The sequence below is a fragment of the Ligilactobacillus animalis genome (assembly GCF_009933595.1).
GTDB classification, from domain to species: Bacteria; Bacillota; Bacilli; order Lactobacillales; family Lactobacillaceae; genus Ligilactobacillus; species Ligilactobacillus animalis.
In genome coordinates this window covers 1,115,380-1,130,482 of the sequence record NZ_CP047141.1, presented here as the reverse complement: position 1 = coordinate 1,130,482, position 15,103 = coordinate 1,115,380, and the positions used below count along the sequence as shown (strand labels likewise).

General features: G+C 39.2%; 14 protein-coding genes, 2 pseudogenes and 1 CRISPR repeat array. Of the genes and pseudogenes, 14 read left to right on the top strand and 2 right to left on the bottom strand.

The window, feature by feature from the left end; translation table 11 throughout:
• Positions 1 to 31: 31 nt before the first annotated feature.
• Complete coding sequence (locus GSR62_RS05595; RefSeq protein WP_066023984.1) at positions 32 to 703, bottom strand: outer membrane protein assembly factor BamE; 672 nt, start codon at positions 701 to 703, stop codon at positions 32 to 34.
• Between the two features lie 209 nt (positions 704 to 912).
• Here GSR62_RS05595 and GSR62_RS05590 point away from each other — a divergent pair.
• Positions 913 to 2,656 (top strand): annotated as a pseudogene (locus GSR62_RS05590) (ATP-binding cassette domain-containing protein).
• Between the two features lie 75 nt (positions 2,657 to 2,731).
• Here the strand turns inward: GSR62_RS05590 and GSR62_RS05585 are convergent.
• Positions 2,732 to 3,169 carry an Rrf2 family transcriptional regulator gene (locus GSR62_RS05585; RefSeq protein WP_035448130.1) on the bottom strand — a complete coding sequence of 146 codons (438 nt, stop codon included), beginning with the start codon at positions 3,167 to 3,169 and terminating at the stop codon, positions 2,732 to 2,734.
• A gap of 143 nt (positions 3,170 to 3,312) precedes the next feature.
• Between GSR62_RS05585 and GSR62_RS05580 the strand changes: the two genes are divergently transcribed.
• From GSR62_RS05580 to GSR62_RS05525, 13 genes and pseudogenes are all read left to right on the top strand, one after another.
• A complete protein-coding gene (locus GSR62_RS05580) occupies positions 3,313 to 3,504 on the top strand; it encodes a DUF6007 family protein (protein WP_035448133.1) in 192 nt (63 codons plus the stop codon).
• A 105-nt stretch (positions 3,505 to 3,609) separates the two neighbouring features.
• A complete protein-coding gene (locus GSR62_RS05575) occupies positions 3,610 to 4,941 on the top strand; it encodes a M20/M25/M40 family metallo-hydrolase (protein ID WP_035448135.1) in 1,332 nt (443 codons plus the stop codon).
• Positions 4,942 to 5,072: 131 nt separating this feature from the next.
• Complete coding sequence (locus tag GSR62_RS05570) at positions 5,073 to 6,767, top strand: oleate hydratase (RefSeq protein WP_035448136.1); 1,695 nt, start codon at positions 5,073 to 5,075, stop codon at positions 6,765 to 6,767.
• A 223-nt stretch (positions 6,768 to 6,990) separates the two neighbouring features.
• Positions 6,991 to 7,197 (top strand): hypothetical protein, encoded by a 207-nt coding sequence (locus GSR62_RS05565; protein ID WP_035448137.1) that lies wholly within the window; start codon positions 6,991 to 6,993, stop codon positions 7,195 to 7,197.
• Positions 7,198 to 7,426: 229 nt separating this feature from the next.
• A pseudogene (locus GSR62_RS05560) lies at positions 7,427 to 7,849 on the top strand (phospho-sugar glycosidase domain-containing protein); the annotation flags it as partial.
• A 273-nt stretch (positions 7,850 to 8,122) separates the two neighbouring features.
• Positions 8,123 to 9,859 (top strand): ABC transporter substrate-binding protein, encoded by a 1,737-nt coding sequence (locus tag GSR62_RS05555; protein ID WP_066023983.1) that lies wholly within the window; start codon positions 8,123 to 8,125, stop codon positions 9,857 to 9,859.
• A 108-nt stretch (positions 9,860 to 9,967) separates the two neighbouring features.
• Positions 9,968 to 10,540 carry a Fic family protein gene (locus GSR62_RS09535; RefSeq protein ID WP_225362240.1) on the top strand — a complete coding sequence of 191 codons (573 nt, stop codon included), beginning with the start codon at positions 9,968 to 9,970 and terminating at the stop codon, positions 10,538 to 10,540.
• Positions 10,450 to 10,953: a Fic family protein gene (locus GSR62_RS09530; protein WP_225362239.1), complete on the top strand. Its 504-nt coding sequence runs from the start codon at positions 10,450 to 10,452 to the stop codon at positions 10,951 to 10,953. Before GSR62_RS09535 ends, GSR62_RS09530 begins: the two co-directional genes overlap by 91 nt.
• Positions 10,954 to 11,590: 637 nt before the next feature.
• Complete coding sequence (locus GSR62_RS05545; RefSeq protein WP_066023982.1) at positions 11,591 to 12,058, top strand: Dps family protein; 468 nt, start codon at positions 11,591 to 11,593, stop codon at positions 12,056 to 12,058.
• A 302-nt stretch (positions 12,059 to 12,360) separates the two neighbouring features.
• A complete protein-coding gene (locus GSR62_RS05540; protein ID WP_010689173.1) occupies positions 12,361 to 12,501 on the top strand; it encodes a hypothetical protein in 141 nt (46 codons plus the stop codon).
• Positions 12,502 to 12,556: 55 nt separating this feature from the next.
• The gene (locus GSR62_RS05535) at positions 12,557 to 13,039 is read left to right on the top strand and encodes a hypothetical protein (protein WP_066023981.1); all 483 of its coding nucleotides are present in this window, start codon (positions 12,557 to 12,559) and stop codon (positions 13,037 to 13,039) included.
• A 64-nt stretch (positions 13,040 to 13,103) separates the two neighbouring features.
• Complete coding sequence (locus GSR62_RS05530; protein WP_035448146.1) at positions 13,104 to 13,298, top strand: hypothetical protein; 195 nt, start codon at positions 13,104 to 13,106, stop codon at positions 13,296 to 13,298.
• 271 nt (positions 13,299 to 13,569) lie between these two features.
• A CRISPR array of direct repeats spans positions 13,570 to 14,134; the repeat unit is 36 nt; unit sequence GTTTTGGAGTCATACAAAACAACATAGCTCTAAAAC.
• Positions 14,135 to 14,470: 336 nt separating this feature from the next.
• Positions 14,471 to 15,097 carry a hypothetical protein gene (locus GSR62_RS05525; RefSeq protein WP_136344380.1) on the top strand — a complete coding sequence of 209 codons (627 nt, stop codon included), beginning with the start codon at positions 14,471 to 14,473 and terminating at the stop codon, positions 15,095 to 15,097.
• The last annotated feature ends 6 nt before the right edge of the window (positions 15,098 to 15,103 follow it).

Sequence of the window (15,103 nt, the reverse complement as noted above, 5' to 3'; positions counted from 1 at the left end):
TTTGATCAAATGATCAAGGTCAGGCTTTTTACTAGTTATTGTTTTTCCATTCGAATTTAGTCAAAGAATCATTTTTATTGCTACCGACTTCGTGTTTATTTTCGTAGAATTCTAGGTCAAAGTCTTTTTTGTTGTAACGATGTAGAAATGACTTGCTGAGTTCAGCGATCTTTTTAGCGATCATATTTTTTTCAGTAGCGGGTGTGTCGTTAAAACCATCCACCGTGCTGACTTTGATCTCATCATCACCATCAAAAGTAACTTTTTGGATCATCGTGCTCCAAGAAAATTCTGTTTGCCCAGCTTTGGCGTATTCATGGGCTTGTTTGAAATAATCACTAAAAGCGGTGTTGATATTTTGGCGTTTTGTTTTAGCTGACGCCTTTTTAGCAACACTATTTTTAGAGCTGATCAAGGTATGATCGCTGACATTTTCTAAAGTGTCTTTTTTAAAGATCAAGGTCAAGACTTGCTTATCTTTTACCGGATAAGTCCAAACATTAGCTTCATATTTGTCATGAGCCGGTTTGCCCAGCGTATCGATCACTTGGCGCTTGTTCATGCCGAGTTTGACCTGTTTAAAGTTTTTAGTGGATACTGTGTTAGCTTGGATGGTATCAGTTGTTGCTTGATAGGTAACGGTCCCCGCCAACCCCAAGCTCAAGCAGGCGAGACCAAGCATTAGTCCGTGATTTAATTTCATTTTAAAGACCTCCGTCTATATCTTATGCCTCTTAGGAAAAAGTATCAAAGATTTGATCTTATTTTTGAAATATTTAAAACTAAATTTACGCCTTAAAGGAATTTATGTACCAAATCTGTTGGATTTTAGACCAAATGAGATGATTTGAGCCAGTTTTCTCAAAGCAAGATATTATTATTCTAACTATAAAAAATACGAGGTGAAAACTTATGACCCGAGTTTATGATTATTTCAAGTTATTATTTCAGATGTATAAGATCTTCTTTAAGGCCACTTTGTTGATCTCGGTAGTCGTGGTAGCCTTGACGCCGTTAGAGGCTTTAGCGCCAGTTTTAGGAGTACAGGCTGGCCAACGCTTGGTCGATCAGTTGAGTGCGCAACAGTCATATGGATATTTCTTTTGCTTATGGACGCTAGCAACGGTCTTGACGCAGGTTTTGCCGGTCGTAGGGACTAATTTTCAAGGGATGCTGACAGACAAGTTGACCGGGTTTATCAAACTCTCCTTGATGCGCAAGTCGCAACAGCTAAATTCCTTAGAGCTGTTTGATGATAGTGACTTTTTTGATGATCTAGAAGTATTAAACGAGGGTGCAAGTTGGCGTCCGGTGAATTTGATCGTTTTTGGAGTTGCGATCTTGCGTGAAGTGGTGACTATAAGTGGGATGTTTTGGTTGTTAGGAAAATATAATATGTGGCTCGCATTACTTTTATTGGGCGTTTTGGTGCCACAGACGCTCGTTTCGTATCGGATCCAACAGGAAGCCTTTGAAACGATGGTGACACGAAGCAAGTATGCCCGTAAATTAAATTACTTGAGTTCGTTATTGTTGGCGCGAGATGATGCCAAGGAAGTTCGTTTATTCGATATGTTTTCAGCGGTGATCACACGTTATCTGAAATTATTTAACTTATCACAAAAAAATGTTGACCAGATCCGGCGAAAGCAGATGTTTTTAGCTTTAGTCTTTTTAAGTATGACAGTGGCAGTCAGCGCTGGTGGCTTTTGGTGGTTTATCGGACAAGTTCAGCAAAAAACTCCTGGGGATCGGTGCCTTATTGATGTATATCTCGGTGATCGCTTATCTAGTTGAAGGGATGACGCGCTTGGTCGAAGACTCGAGTTTGTTATATGATTCGTTGCTCTGGGTCAAAAAATATCAGCGCTTTTTAGAATTCAAGGAAAAGCAAACCGATGGGACTTTAGAATTTAAAGGTGATTTTAAAAAACTCAAGTTGGAGCACGTTTCGTTTATGTATCCTTTTTCGAAGGTGGAAGTATTATATGACCTGAATTTGGAGTTCAATGCAGGCGAAAAAATCGCAATCGTCGGTGAAAATGGTTCCGGAAAATCAACTTTAGTGAAACTCTTGTTGCGTTACTATGATTCAAGTAAAGGTCAGATCCTATTGGATGAGACGCCGTTATCTATGTATCGGTGTGCAAGCTATCGCAAATATCTCAGTGCAGCTTTTCAGGATTTTAGTCGTTTTAAGTTGAGTGTGGTCACTAATGTTTCGGTGTTAAAAAAAGGTCCGATTTCTAAGATAAAAGCCTGTTTAGCGCGTGTTGGGCTAACTATATTAGAAGCAGATCTGCAACAAAATTTAAGCAAAGAGTTCGATCATGGAACTGAACTTTCTAGGGGCCAATGGCAAAAGATCGCTTTAGCTAGGTGTTTATACAAAGACAGTAGCTTATGTTTTTTGGATGAACCGACCTCAGCCTTAGATGCGCGCAGTGAACAACAAATGTATCAAGAATTTCTAGCAGCCGACACGGGGCAGACGATCTTATTTGTGACGCACCGAATGTCAGCCGTGCATTTAGCCGGTCGGGTCTTGTTTTTGAAAAATGGTACTATTGCTGGTTTTGCACCGCACGCCCAGTTGTTACAGTCTGATCAGACTTACCGTGAGCTTTATCAATTGCAAAAAGATGCTTATAAATAAAGCGTGTTCGACAATACGGTCAGCGCCGTATTGCCGAACACATTTCTATTACATAGATAGCGGTCTTCTCATTATCTATTTGTTAGCGAGATACTTATCGGCATCTTGTAAAACTTCAGCTAATGTGATCGCCTTTAGTTCATTTTCCATCGCTTGTTGGACGCGAAGCAATTTATCATCCAAAATGTTATGGATGTTACGCCCGACAGGACAGTTTGGGTTAGGATTCTCATGAAAACTAAAAAGAACTCCATCTTTAACGCTATCGACAGCTCGATAGACATCAAATAAACTCAGTTGGTCAAACGGCTTAATGATCGTTGCGCCACCTTGCCCACGTTTGACAGTGATCAAGTCTGCTTTTTTTAACTGCGACAAGATATTGCGGATGATCACAGGATTGACTTGGATACTATCAGCTAAGATCTCACTGGTCACTTTTTCTTCTGCTGGAGCAGTAGCGATATAAGTTAAAATGTGCATAGCGATCGTAAAACGGCTTGAGATCTGCATGAATATCACCTCTTTAAATATGACTTCAATATAGTCAACTATACTTTGCTGGGGTTGTGATGTCAATGGTTACAACGTTGGGGTCAATAATTATGTTATAATAAGATTAGATATGGATGCGCTATCACAATAAGGGGGGAACTATGAAAGCTGACAAGGAGATCTTGTATAACGTGATCGGTTATATTATTTGTGATTTGTTTTTGATTTGGTATTTACCTAATGATACTTGGCTTGAGATCGGGATAAACATAGTTATAATGATCGTTGTGATGTTTGGTGTATACATGATCCTAGATGTTATTTTGAAACGTCTGCGAGTTAGGAAAAATTAAGCTAGTGGGGCGCTTGTCAGAAGTGCCTTTTTTGATTGACAACGAAAAATATATTAAATATACTTTAGAAAAAAATGAAGTGATTTTCTAAAGGAAGTGAGCAATATGAAAGAAAATTTACGTAAATTTGCGTTAAAACATTTACCGGACTATTTTGAGCTGTTGCGTTTGCGTTCGATCTCAGCCCAGCAAAAAGAGATCCCCGAGACGGCAGAGTATCTGGTGAAAGTTTTTAATGAGTTAGGGGCAGCTCGGGTGGAAAAATTAGGGAGTCCGGAACATGCGCCAGCTATCTTTGCTGAATTTACTGGTAATGATCCGACTAAAACGATCTTGTTTTATCAGCACTATGATGTTCAGCCACCAGAACCCTTGGAGAAATGGGAAAGTGATCCTTTTGAACCGACGATCAGGGAGGAAAAACTTTATGCCAGAGGAGCTTCCGATAATAAAGGCGAGCTGATCTCACGCTTAGTTTTAGTTAAATATTTTCAGGCAAATGGTGGTTTGCCTGTCAACGTGAAATTTTTTGTTGAAGGTGAAGAAGAGATCGGCAGTTTACATGTCGAACAGATCGTTAAAGAAAACAAAGCTAAACTAGCCGCAGATGCGTGTATTTGGGAAGGCGGTGGCAAAAACTACGTCGACAATTATCAGATCGTCGGTGGTATGCGGGGGATTACGGTCTTTGATGTCGAAACGACAACAGCTGATATCGATCTGCATTCATCGTTAGCTTCATATGCTGAAAATGCTGCTTGGCGTTTAGTTCGTGGTTTAGCTACTTTGCGTGATGATACCGGTAAAGTTTTAGTCGAAGGCTTTTATGATGATGTCGAACCGTTGAGTAAGGCCGAAGAAGAAGCGGTCTTCGCCTATGATTTTGATTTAGATGTGGCAATCAGTCGGGCTGGTTTGAGACGGACCGTCAAAGCCGAGCATAAAGTAGCGTTAGTCAATGAGCCGACGATGACGATCAATGGTTTGACTGCTGGCTACCAAGGTAAAGGTGTCAAAACCGTGATCCCACATATGGCTTCGGCAAAATTAGATTGTCGGTTGACGCCTTCGCAAGACCCTAGAAAGATCGCCCAGTTGATCCAAGAACATTTAGATAAAAATGGCTTTGCTGATCTGAAAGTCAGATATCGTCTCGGTGAAAATGGTTATCGTTCCCCGATGAGTGATCCTTTCATCAAATTAGTCCTTGCTAAGGCCAAAAAGCACTACGGAAAACAAACTAAGTATCTGCCTAATTCAGCCGGTGGAGGTCCCGCTGAGATCTTTGGCAATGAACTGAATTTACCGATCGTGATCTTAGGGGTGTCTTATGCTGGAAGCCAAGTGCACAGCCCTAATGAGCATATTCGCCTTCAGGATTTTGGGGATGGAACGCAACTTTTAGGTGATATTTTAATAGAATTTGGTAAAAATTAAAGCAGTTTTTGAACTGAGTGATCATTTGCGACAAAATAAGACTTTTGTCGCTTTTTTGAGTGTCTTTATCTGTATTTTTACTGCAAGAGAACTATAATGGAGATGAAATTTGATAGATGGGGTGATATGTTATGTTAAAGAATAAAGCAGTAATGATCGGTGCTGGTATTGCTAATATGGCTGCCGCTGTTTATCTGATCCAAGAGGGTCACTGGCGCGGCGAAGACATCACTTTTTATGCCCTTGATCTACATGGAGCAAATGATGGTGCTGCCGCCTCAGTAGCCGCTGAACAGTATTGGAACAAGAACCATCCAATGGAAAACACCAAGGGCTATGTTGCACGGGGGGGTCGAATGTTGAATTATCGGACTTATGTTGATCTGATGGACTTGTTGGATCGGATCCCTTCAGTAACAGAGCCTGGCATGACAGCGGCTGAAGATACGCGTGATTTTGATAGCAAACACCGGACCTTTGATAAAGCACGGTTGATGCAAGGGGGCAAAGGGATCATTGATGGTCACAAACTAGGACTGAATAATTTAGACCGCATGTTGTTGACTCGTTTGATCATGTTGCCTGATGATAAGGAAGAAGAATTGGACAATGTTTCGATCGCTGAATACTTTAAAGATGATCCACATATGTTCCAAACAAATTTCTGGTATATGTGGGAGACGACCTTTGCCTTTCGTGTCGAATCATCAGCGCAAGAATTACGGCGTTACATGCATCAAATGATCTATGAATTTACTCAGATCGAACACTTAGTTGGGGTCAATCGGACACGTTATAATCAATTTGAAAGCATCATGTTGCCTTTGATCAAATACCTCGAAGGTCAAGGTTGCAAGTTTGTGATGAATAGTCGGGTCGAAGCTTTTGATTTCAAAGAGACTTCGATGCAAGATGAGATCACGGTCACTGGCTTGGAGATCTTAGATACGGCGACAAATGAGAAAAAACATGTCACGATCGATTCCGATACCGCTGTCTTCTTTACGAATGGTTCGATCACAGACTCGGCTAGCTTGGGTGACTTCAATACACCTGCCCCGGAAAATATGGACTATGGGGCTGCTTCATCACTGTGGAAGCAAGCGACCCAACATTTCTATAATTTGGGTAATCCCGATAAATTCTTTGCTGATCGGAATGCTTCAGAATGGGTCAGCTTTACTTTGACGACCAAAGATCACCTGTTGTTAAATGAGATCACTCGGATCACGACCCAATTACCGGGCAATGCGCTCAATTCATTTCTATCAACCGAGCCGATCACGCCACTAGGCCACGAAGATGTCAACATGTCGATCGTCGTTCACCATCAACCGCACTTTACGACGCAAAAGCCAAATGAGACCGTCTTATGGGGTTACTTCCTTTACCCAAGACGGCGGGGTGAATTTGTCGATAAGCAATACATCAAGATGACCGGTAAAGAGATGCTACAAGAACTGATCGGGCAACTTTCTAAGGTCGATCCCGGTCCTGTCAATATCAAAGAAAAAGAAGCAGCGATCATGGATAGTGTGATCAATTGTATTCCTGTTTACATGCCATATGCTTCTGCTTTGTTCAATAACCGTGCTAAGAGCGATCGGCCAGAAGTTATTCCAACTCACTCGACGAACTTAGCCTTTACGGGTGAATTTGTAGAACAACCATATCAGATGGTCTTTACCGAACAAAGTGCTGTTCGTTCCGGTGAGATCGCAGCCTATCACTTCGCTGGTATCCCAGAAAGCCAGTTAGTCAAGACACCGCGTTATGACAAGGATCCACGGGTCTTGTTACGCGCAGCTAAGCGGATGTTTGAATAATAGATCTGTGTCTAAATAATGAAAAGAGCACCACGATGAAAGGAATCATGGTGCTCTTTTTGTTATCTATCCGGCACTGGTCACATTATTTCGCACTCCTTTAGCATTGTATAATTATAGTGTAGCGATGTGTCGTGAAAGGGGAAGAGGGACATACTTGAAATATGGGAAGAAAATACTGTATTTCCAAAAGTCGCGATCATTGTAGCACTAGTATTTTTTCATGGTTTTACCCGTTAGTACGGTGTTAGAAGCTTTTGGGATCGAGTTTGTCGCCCTTTTTTGCTTAGTTGCACGCAAATATTACTGGGTGATCGCTATTTTGGTCGGTACACCTATATTGATGGTTTTTTGTGGGATGTTTTTAGCTGAAGCGATCGGCTATTACGGTAAAGAATTTTTTGGACTAGATCTATATCCATTGTGGTAGATCAGAAGAAATGTTAGAGCTATTTTAGTACGCTAAAAGCAAATCTTGCTACAGGTTTGCTCGAAGTAAAGCCTGTGATATTTAGGACTAAACCTTTGCAGATCCAAAAGGCTAAGGCGGCTATCTTATTATCGTAACTCCAATGGTCTGTGTTACAACAGCTTATTTTGCAACGAGCTTTGGCTGGGTCCCTGTGGCTACGGTAATGCCACCTTGGGTCACACCACCGATCATCGGCAATGCTTATGCTTCGGATGAAGAATTAAAACAGTTGGCTGCAGTCGATCGCTATAAATTGAGTTTAGGGATCGAGTTTGTACTGCAAGCAACTGAGCTTGAAAAAAAGATCGTAACCTACCCGAAGCACTTCCGGCGGGGCGATATCACAGCCAGTGCGATCCGGTCGACGATGGTGTGCGTAAAATACGCTGAGCAGGCTAATCCAGCTCACGATAATACCAAAGAATTTCAAAGAGGCGATGTGGTGATCGGCAATGATAACTTTAGCAAGTATAAAAATGAGCTCCAGATCGTTTTAGAACCGCACAGTGATCCGCGCAAGAATTTAGTTGGCAATATCCCGCCAGAAGAATTGATGCTGTTAGATTTTGTCAAACCGTGGACAAAATTTAAATTTGTGCCTAAAAACTAAATAAGCTTTTTAAGAGTGGGTGAGAGGGCTCACCATGATGCGTATTTTGTGTCGTGGTGGGCTCTCTTATTAGCTATATTGGGACATGCCACAGCCTTTTGATAAATTATCAAACAATTTATCTTTAAAAATCATAATATAAAAGTTATTGAAATGATTAATTTCTGTTGAAATTGATATGAGATAGGATTATAATTTCGGAAAAAGAAGAGAGGTGACTTTAAATTATGGAATGATGTTGTCGTAGTATGTGGCTTTTGGGGAGGAATTACCATGAATAAAGCAAAGTTAGGTAAAGTAGCGATTTTATTGTTGGGAATGATGATTTTTTGGATCAGTGAACCTTTATGGCAAGTGCAAGCTGACAGTTTGAAGATGGAGTATAAGAATCCAAAAAAGGCTAAAAAAGGCGGGACATTGCGTGTAGGCTATATCAATAATGGAGCGTTCAAGGGGATCTTTTCGCCGGAGATCGCCGATGATGGACCGACCTTAGAACTTGCGCAGTTTGGGATGGTCAGCTTATTTAAGATCGACCCCAATAATGAATTCAAGCGTGGTGGGTTAGCTGATATCAGTTTTGACCGTAAGAATAAGACCGCTACAGTCAAGATCTCAAAGCGCGCCAAATGGTCGGATGGACATCCAGTAGTCGCACGCGATCTAAGTTTTGCCTATGAGATCGTAGCTAATAAAGCGGTGGGTTCGTCACATTATAGTGAAGAGTTAGAAAACATCGAGGGTATGCGAGAATACCACAACGGGACTGCTGACAAGATCTCAGGCTTGGAAGAAAAAGATGATAAGACCTTAGTTATTCATTTTAAAAAGATGAAACCGACAATGACGACTACCGGTTCGGGCTATATTTTAGAATCGGCTGAACCTTACCATTACCTAAAAAATGTCGCAATGAAAGATCTAGTAGCAAGTGATAAGCTACGGAAAAAGCCATTATTTTACGGACCATTTAAAATCAAGAAACTGGTCCAAGGTGAATCGATCGAATGGGTGCCAAATACTTATTACTACAAGAAACCACATATCGCTAAGATCATAGTTGAGACGATCGATAATAGTAAAGCCGTAGTAGCGATCAAAGCTGGTAAATTTGATGTTATGCTAGCACAGTCACCGCAGATCTATAACGCACTCAAAAAGGATAAAGATCTCGTTCAATTGGGAAAGAAAACTTACTACTACTCTTACATGGGCTTTAGAGTCGGTAAGCTCGATAAAGATGGTAATAATGTCATGGATAAGCATACTCCAAGTAGTGATCGTGCTTTAAGACAAGCGATGGCCTACGCAATGAATGTTGAACAAGTCACTAAAAAATTCAGTTCAGGATTATCATATCGGGCGAATACAGTTGTCCCCGATGTATTTGGTAAATGGAATGCTAAAGAAGTCAAAGGCTATAAGCTAGATATGAAAAAAGCTAAGAAATTATTAGATGATGCGGGTTATAAATTACAAAAGGATAGCTATCGGACAAAACCTAATGGCAAAAAGTTGACCTTGACTTTAATGGCTGACGATTCAAGTAAGAGCCAAGAAGAGACCATCAAAAACTACATCCAACAGTGGAAAGAACTAGGCGTGCACGTTAAGTTATTAAATGGACGTTTCCAAGAGTTCAACACGATGGTCGAAAAGCTATCTAGTGGCTCAACAGATTATGACTTATGGTTTGGAGCTTGGGGCGTTACACCAGAACCGACCGATATCGCTAATTCATACACAGTCACTTCAGCTTATAACAATGGGCATTTTGTGACTAAGGAAAACACGGAATTGATCAATTCGCTAAAATCAGATAAGGCATTTGACGAGAAATATCGTTTGAAGCAATTCCACAAGTGGCAAGCTTACATGGATAAAGAAGCTTTCGTCGTCCCGATCGCCTTCACTCATGATACGATCTCAGTCACCAAGCATGTTAAGAATATGTCCTTAGATCCAAATAAAGATAACGATCTCTGGGTCGATGTGGCACTGACAAAATAAAATATTTCACAAGAAGCTCTATGATCAGGGGATGCCTGGCATAGGGCTTTTATCGCTTGTAAGCTGAGCGATAAATTATAATTGAAGAAAAACTTTGGGGGAATTACAGTGAAACCACCATTTACATTGACAAATACGATGTTTCATCAAGTGATCGAGATCCCAAGGATACTGGGGATCATAGAATTTCGCGTTAAAAGTGATTTGAAGTTGCAAAAAGAAAATCGGATCAAGTCGATCCATGCGTCACTTGCGATCGAAAATAATTCACTTACTGAAAAACAAGTTACAGATATTATTGATGGTAAACGTGTCTTAGGTGATCCTAAAGAGATACGCGAGGTCAAAAATGCGTATGATGCTTACGAAGAAATTTTGACCTTAGATCCATATCGGCAAAAAGATTTTTTAAAAGCCCATCGCCTTTTGACAGCTGGGATCGTAAACGAAGCTGGAAAGTATCGCAGTCGAGATGTTGGGATATTTGATGAGATGGGCAATGTCGTGCATATGGGAGCTAGACCGCAATATCTTCAAACACTGATGGATGACCTATTTACTTGGGGAAAAATGACAATACGCCTGAGCTTATCAAAAGTTGTGTTTTTCACTATGAGATCGAAACGATCCATCCTTTTGCAGATGGGAATGGACGAATGGGGAGTTTGTGGCAAACAGTGATCTTGGCTAATCGGGATCCAATCTTTGCTTGGATCCCGATTGAGACGATGATCTATGAAAATCAGCGTGACTATTATAAAGTCTTAGAACAAGTCGATCAGGAAACTAACTCAAATAGATTTATTGAATTTATGTTAGCGATCATTTTAAAAACGTTGAAAAGTTATCTAAATGTAAATAGTGATTTAGAACAAAAAATTGATATTCCTAAAGGGCTAACGGATAGTGAAGCTAAAACATATGTGTTGGTGACCAAGTATTTGACGGAGCATGAAAGTATAAACACTACGGTAACCGCTAAATCGATCCAAAAATCAGTAGCAACAGCTCGCAAGCATTTAGCTAAATTTGTAAGCTTGGGTCTTTTAGTGGCACAGGGAAGTAATAAAAATCGCAGTTATCATAAGGTGTAACATTTTTGCGTGGTTTGGCAGAGACTGAAGGAAATCATATAGTCAAAATCTTTTGTTTTTTAGTGATTTCTTGATGCTATTTTTCGAATTTTAGTGAAAATGAATTTTAAAGTGGAAACCTATATACGGGGTGTAATAAAATATTTGTAGGAAAATTGACTAGGATGAGTGAGGAGTTAGAGTGGGTAAACATAAATATTTAGGGTATAAGTATAAGATAGACTGTAGAGTGATGGAAGAAATATGGGGGAACAGCATAGATCCTACTAATACTTCTTTCTCAGAATTTGCATATACTCGCTTTAGAGAGAAAGTCCTTTTAGATCACTTTTTGACGTTCAACGAACACGGGACTATAGATAATCCAGATGGTTGCTACTATTTCAATATTGTAGCAGAGAAGATAGGAATATGATGCGTATAAAAATCATAGAGAAAATGGTACCAAGGGATACAATACTCTAGAGAGACTTTCGACCAAGTACCATACTTAATTTTTAGCTGCACAGGGAAGTGATAAAAATTGCAGTTATCATAAGGTCTAGAAGGGTTCAGTTCAATTCTTAGAATTTCTGATAAATTAATGTTATAGTAAATAATGTAGGAACATTCTAATTTATCTTGGGAGGAATTTTACATGAAGTATGGAGAAACAAAGAAAGTTTTGAACCAACTTGTTGCAGATTTGAGCCAAATGTCAATGATCATTCACCAAACACATTGGTACATGCGTGGAACCAACTTTTTGAAGTTACACCCATTGATGGATGAATTTATGGATGAGATCAATGACCAACTCGATGTGATCTCAGAACGCCTGATCATCCTTGATGGCGCCCCATATTCAACCCTACGTGAAATGGCTGACCACACGAAGATCGAAGATGAACCTGGCAGCTATGACAAGACGATCCAAGAACATTTACGTAAATTACTAGAAGGCTACCGTTATCTCGAAGCATTATATCAAAAGGGTATCGAAGTTAGTGATCAAGAACAAGATCACAGCACGCAAGATATTTTTATCGGCTTCAAGACTGATATTGAAAAGAAGATCTGGATGGTAAGTGCAGAGTTAGACCAAGCACCTGAGATCGACAATTAATATACTGATCAGACACCATGTTATCGCGATGGCATGGTGTCTTTATGTGCATAAATAAAGTTATATTTAGTGTCTGAGATTATTTGGCTAAAGTCAATTCATCTTACTTGAAAACTTAGATAGAGAAGTCCAAAATAAGGTCAACATCTTGGAAGCTGGGATAATACAATGCCAGAAGAAAAGTATTATGATAAAAAAGAATTTATTCAAAAGATCGATGCAATGATGTATGTTGGTAAAGAACGAATTGCTGATATCTATGGTTTAGTAATGCCCTGATCATTTGAGACGATGGAATTAAATTGACTCTTAAAGATGTGGAACTTTTGCTAAATGATTCCAATTTATTACCGTTTGAAAAAGTTACTTTACAAGATGAATTGATAGAGGGGACGCATACACAGGAGCATATCTTAAGTGACAGTCGGAAAGCTAAGACTTAAAGATATTTTGAAGTTAGAGAAGGAATGTACGGCAACATTTCTAAGAAGGATAAAGATGGATGAGCAATTAGATATCAATATGATCAAGGTATTGACACAACCCCCAGTTCCACCGGCAGTGCATTATGTGAATCCACGAACGATCATGGGACAGTTCGAGTGGGATAAGTTGAAAAGACAGTACCGCTTGTTAGCCGATAATCACTGCATGATCTGCCAACGATATGTCAGTCATACTGCTGGAGACTGGCTTGAACTCCACGAGCAATATGAATATGATTTCATTAATTTGACCCAAACATTGACCGGGTATGTCTCGATCTGTCATAAATGTCACATGTATATCCACACAGGATTTTTGGAATTACAGTTGCAGCGAGGCGATATCAGTTTGGAGAAGTATCAGCAAGTGATCGCTAAGGGGGAGGCGTTGTTGCAAGCGTTTGGGCTACAAAAGATAATGTATCCGAATGAAGCCTGCTTTTATGATCCTGAGTGGAAATTATCGTTTGACGGAAAGTTATATCAAAGTCACTAAGTTATAGTGTATAATTGAATTGTAAACGGTTACTGTCTTTGTGATCACAAGGAGGCTCCTGAACATGAAAGATAAAATGAGTATTGCCATTGTAGTTGCTATTTTTATCACGCAGTATTTTTATAGTTTGTTTATTGCTAAGTTGATGCCTTCTGCTGAAGTGAACTTAGTCGTTAATATTTTAGTTAGTTTATTAGTGATTGCAAGTGTTGTCCTGGTATTTAAAGGATTGGAAAAATGGAAGTGTGCTAACAGGTAAGTACGTAGCGCCTATTGATTAGGCGCTTTTTTGCTGTCTATCAAGTATTACAGAGGTCAACATGCTAGTTTTTATTTGTAGGATACAACATAAGATTTTTCAAAACACCATCATATTATTTTTGTGATTACACAAAAAACAACTTGATTCTGCTAAAAGAATCAAGCCGTTAAATAATAGTTCTAAAATAATTCAGTATGTTCTAGTGCACTAACTCATTTATGGAGTCATGCAAAAAAACTATTGACGCTCTTCGCCAATCTCTTCGCTTGTTTTGGAGTCATACAAAACAACATAGCTCTAAAACGGTGGGTTAGCTCCGCCTTCTTCTTCCACAGTTTTGGAGTCATACAAAACAACATAGCTCTAAAACAATGATTGGTAATGGCAAAGCAAGTGCTCAGTTTTGGAGTCATACAAAACAACATAGCTCTAAAACTTTAGTTAATCTTCTTTGTGCATATGCGAAGTTTTGGAGTCATACAAAACAACATAGCTCTAAAACAGACTGTTTGGTTTATGATGTCTTGATAAGGTTTTGGAGTCATACAAAACAACATAGCTCTAAAACTACGATGATCTTTATCAAGCCGGATTTGATGTTTTGGAGTCATACAAAACAACATAGCTCTAAAACCGGCTGCACACTATCATGTAGAAAACCTTCGGTTTTGGAGTCATACAAAACAACATAGCTCTAAAACCATGAAGAGTGGGTCACTGGCTGGGCTGGCGTTTTGGAGTCATACAAAACAACATAGCTCTAAAACGATGTTTGTAGATCGTCTGGCGTAGATTTTGTTTTGGAGTCATACAAAACAACATAGCTCTAAAACCTCAAATGCAAAAAAATGTCGTTTTGGTTTCGTAATCGCGCTACTTATCCTAGCAAGATTTCAGTTTTGTATGATTCCATGTTTTTTCATTAACGTAATACATAATTCAATTATAATTATACACTACGTTAAGCCAAAATATAACTGTCTAAAATTTTCAGTACTAGATTAATATGAAGCATCTTAATTGTTAGAGTCACTATCTAACTATTGAGATGCTTTTTAAGAAATTAGAAAAATTTTCTAATGGAACTTTTTTGTCTAAATTTATATGCGTTTTAGGTGCATCGGCTACTAAGCTTATTGTATGCTATATAAAAACGATGGGGTGACAGGATGGTAAAAATCGATATAAAACACTTTTCGGATTGGTATTTTGAAAATAAATCAGCACTGTTAAAACGAGCAGAGGCATGGAAGAAACAAAATATGCAGTTGGCAAAAGAATTTTTGAAAGAATGGCCACTTGACAGGATCAAAACAATGGAATTAGACGAATATGTTATCGGTAGAGGTCCGGCTAACAAGTCACTGTGCTATGAGATCGAAGCTGGAAAATATCGTGATCTACACTTAGGGATCAGGGGTGGCAGCGCAAATAAGTTTGGTATCTATTGGAATAAAGAGAAGCAAGTTTATTGTAATAAACGTAATCAACCGATTCCAGTTTCTGAACTTGAAGCAGAATTTACAAAGCTAAAAGCAGATTTAATTGCGATCCTTGAAGCAGGTATAAAAAAAGATTTTGATAGTGAAGAATTTAGTAGTAAAAATTCATTTTTTACACGACCAGCTATCATTACTAAATTATTATGTGCCTATTCAGCTGAAAATACGTATGTAGGAATTAATATGAATTTAGATAATGATAAAATCTGGAAAAAATTATATACCCCCAAAAAGGAAGGCTGGGTCTATCACCAAAATCATGGATTGACGGTGATGATGGAGCGCTTTCCATAATTGGAT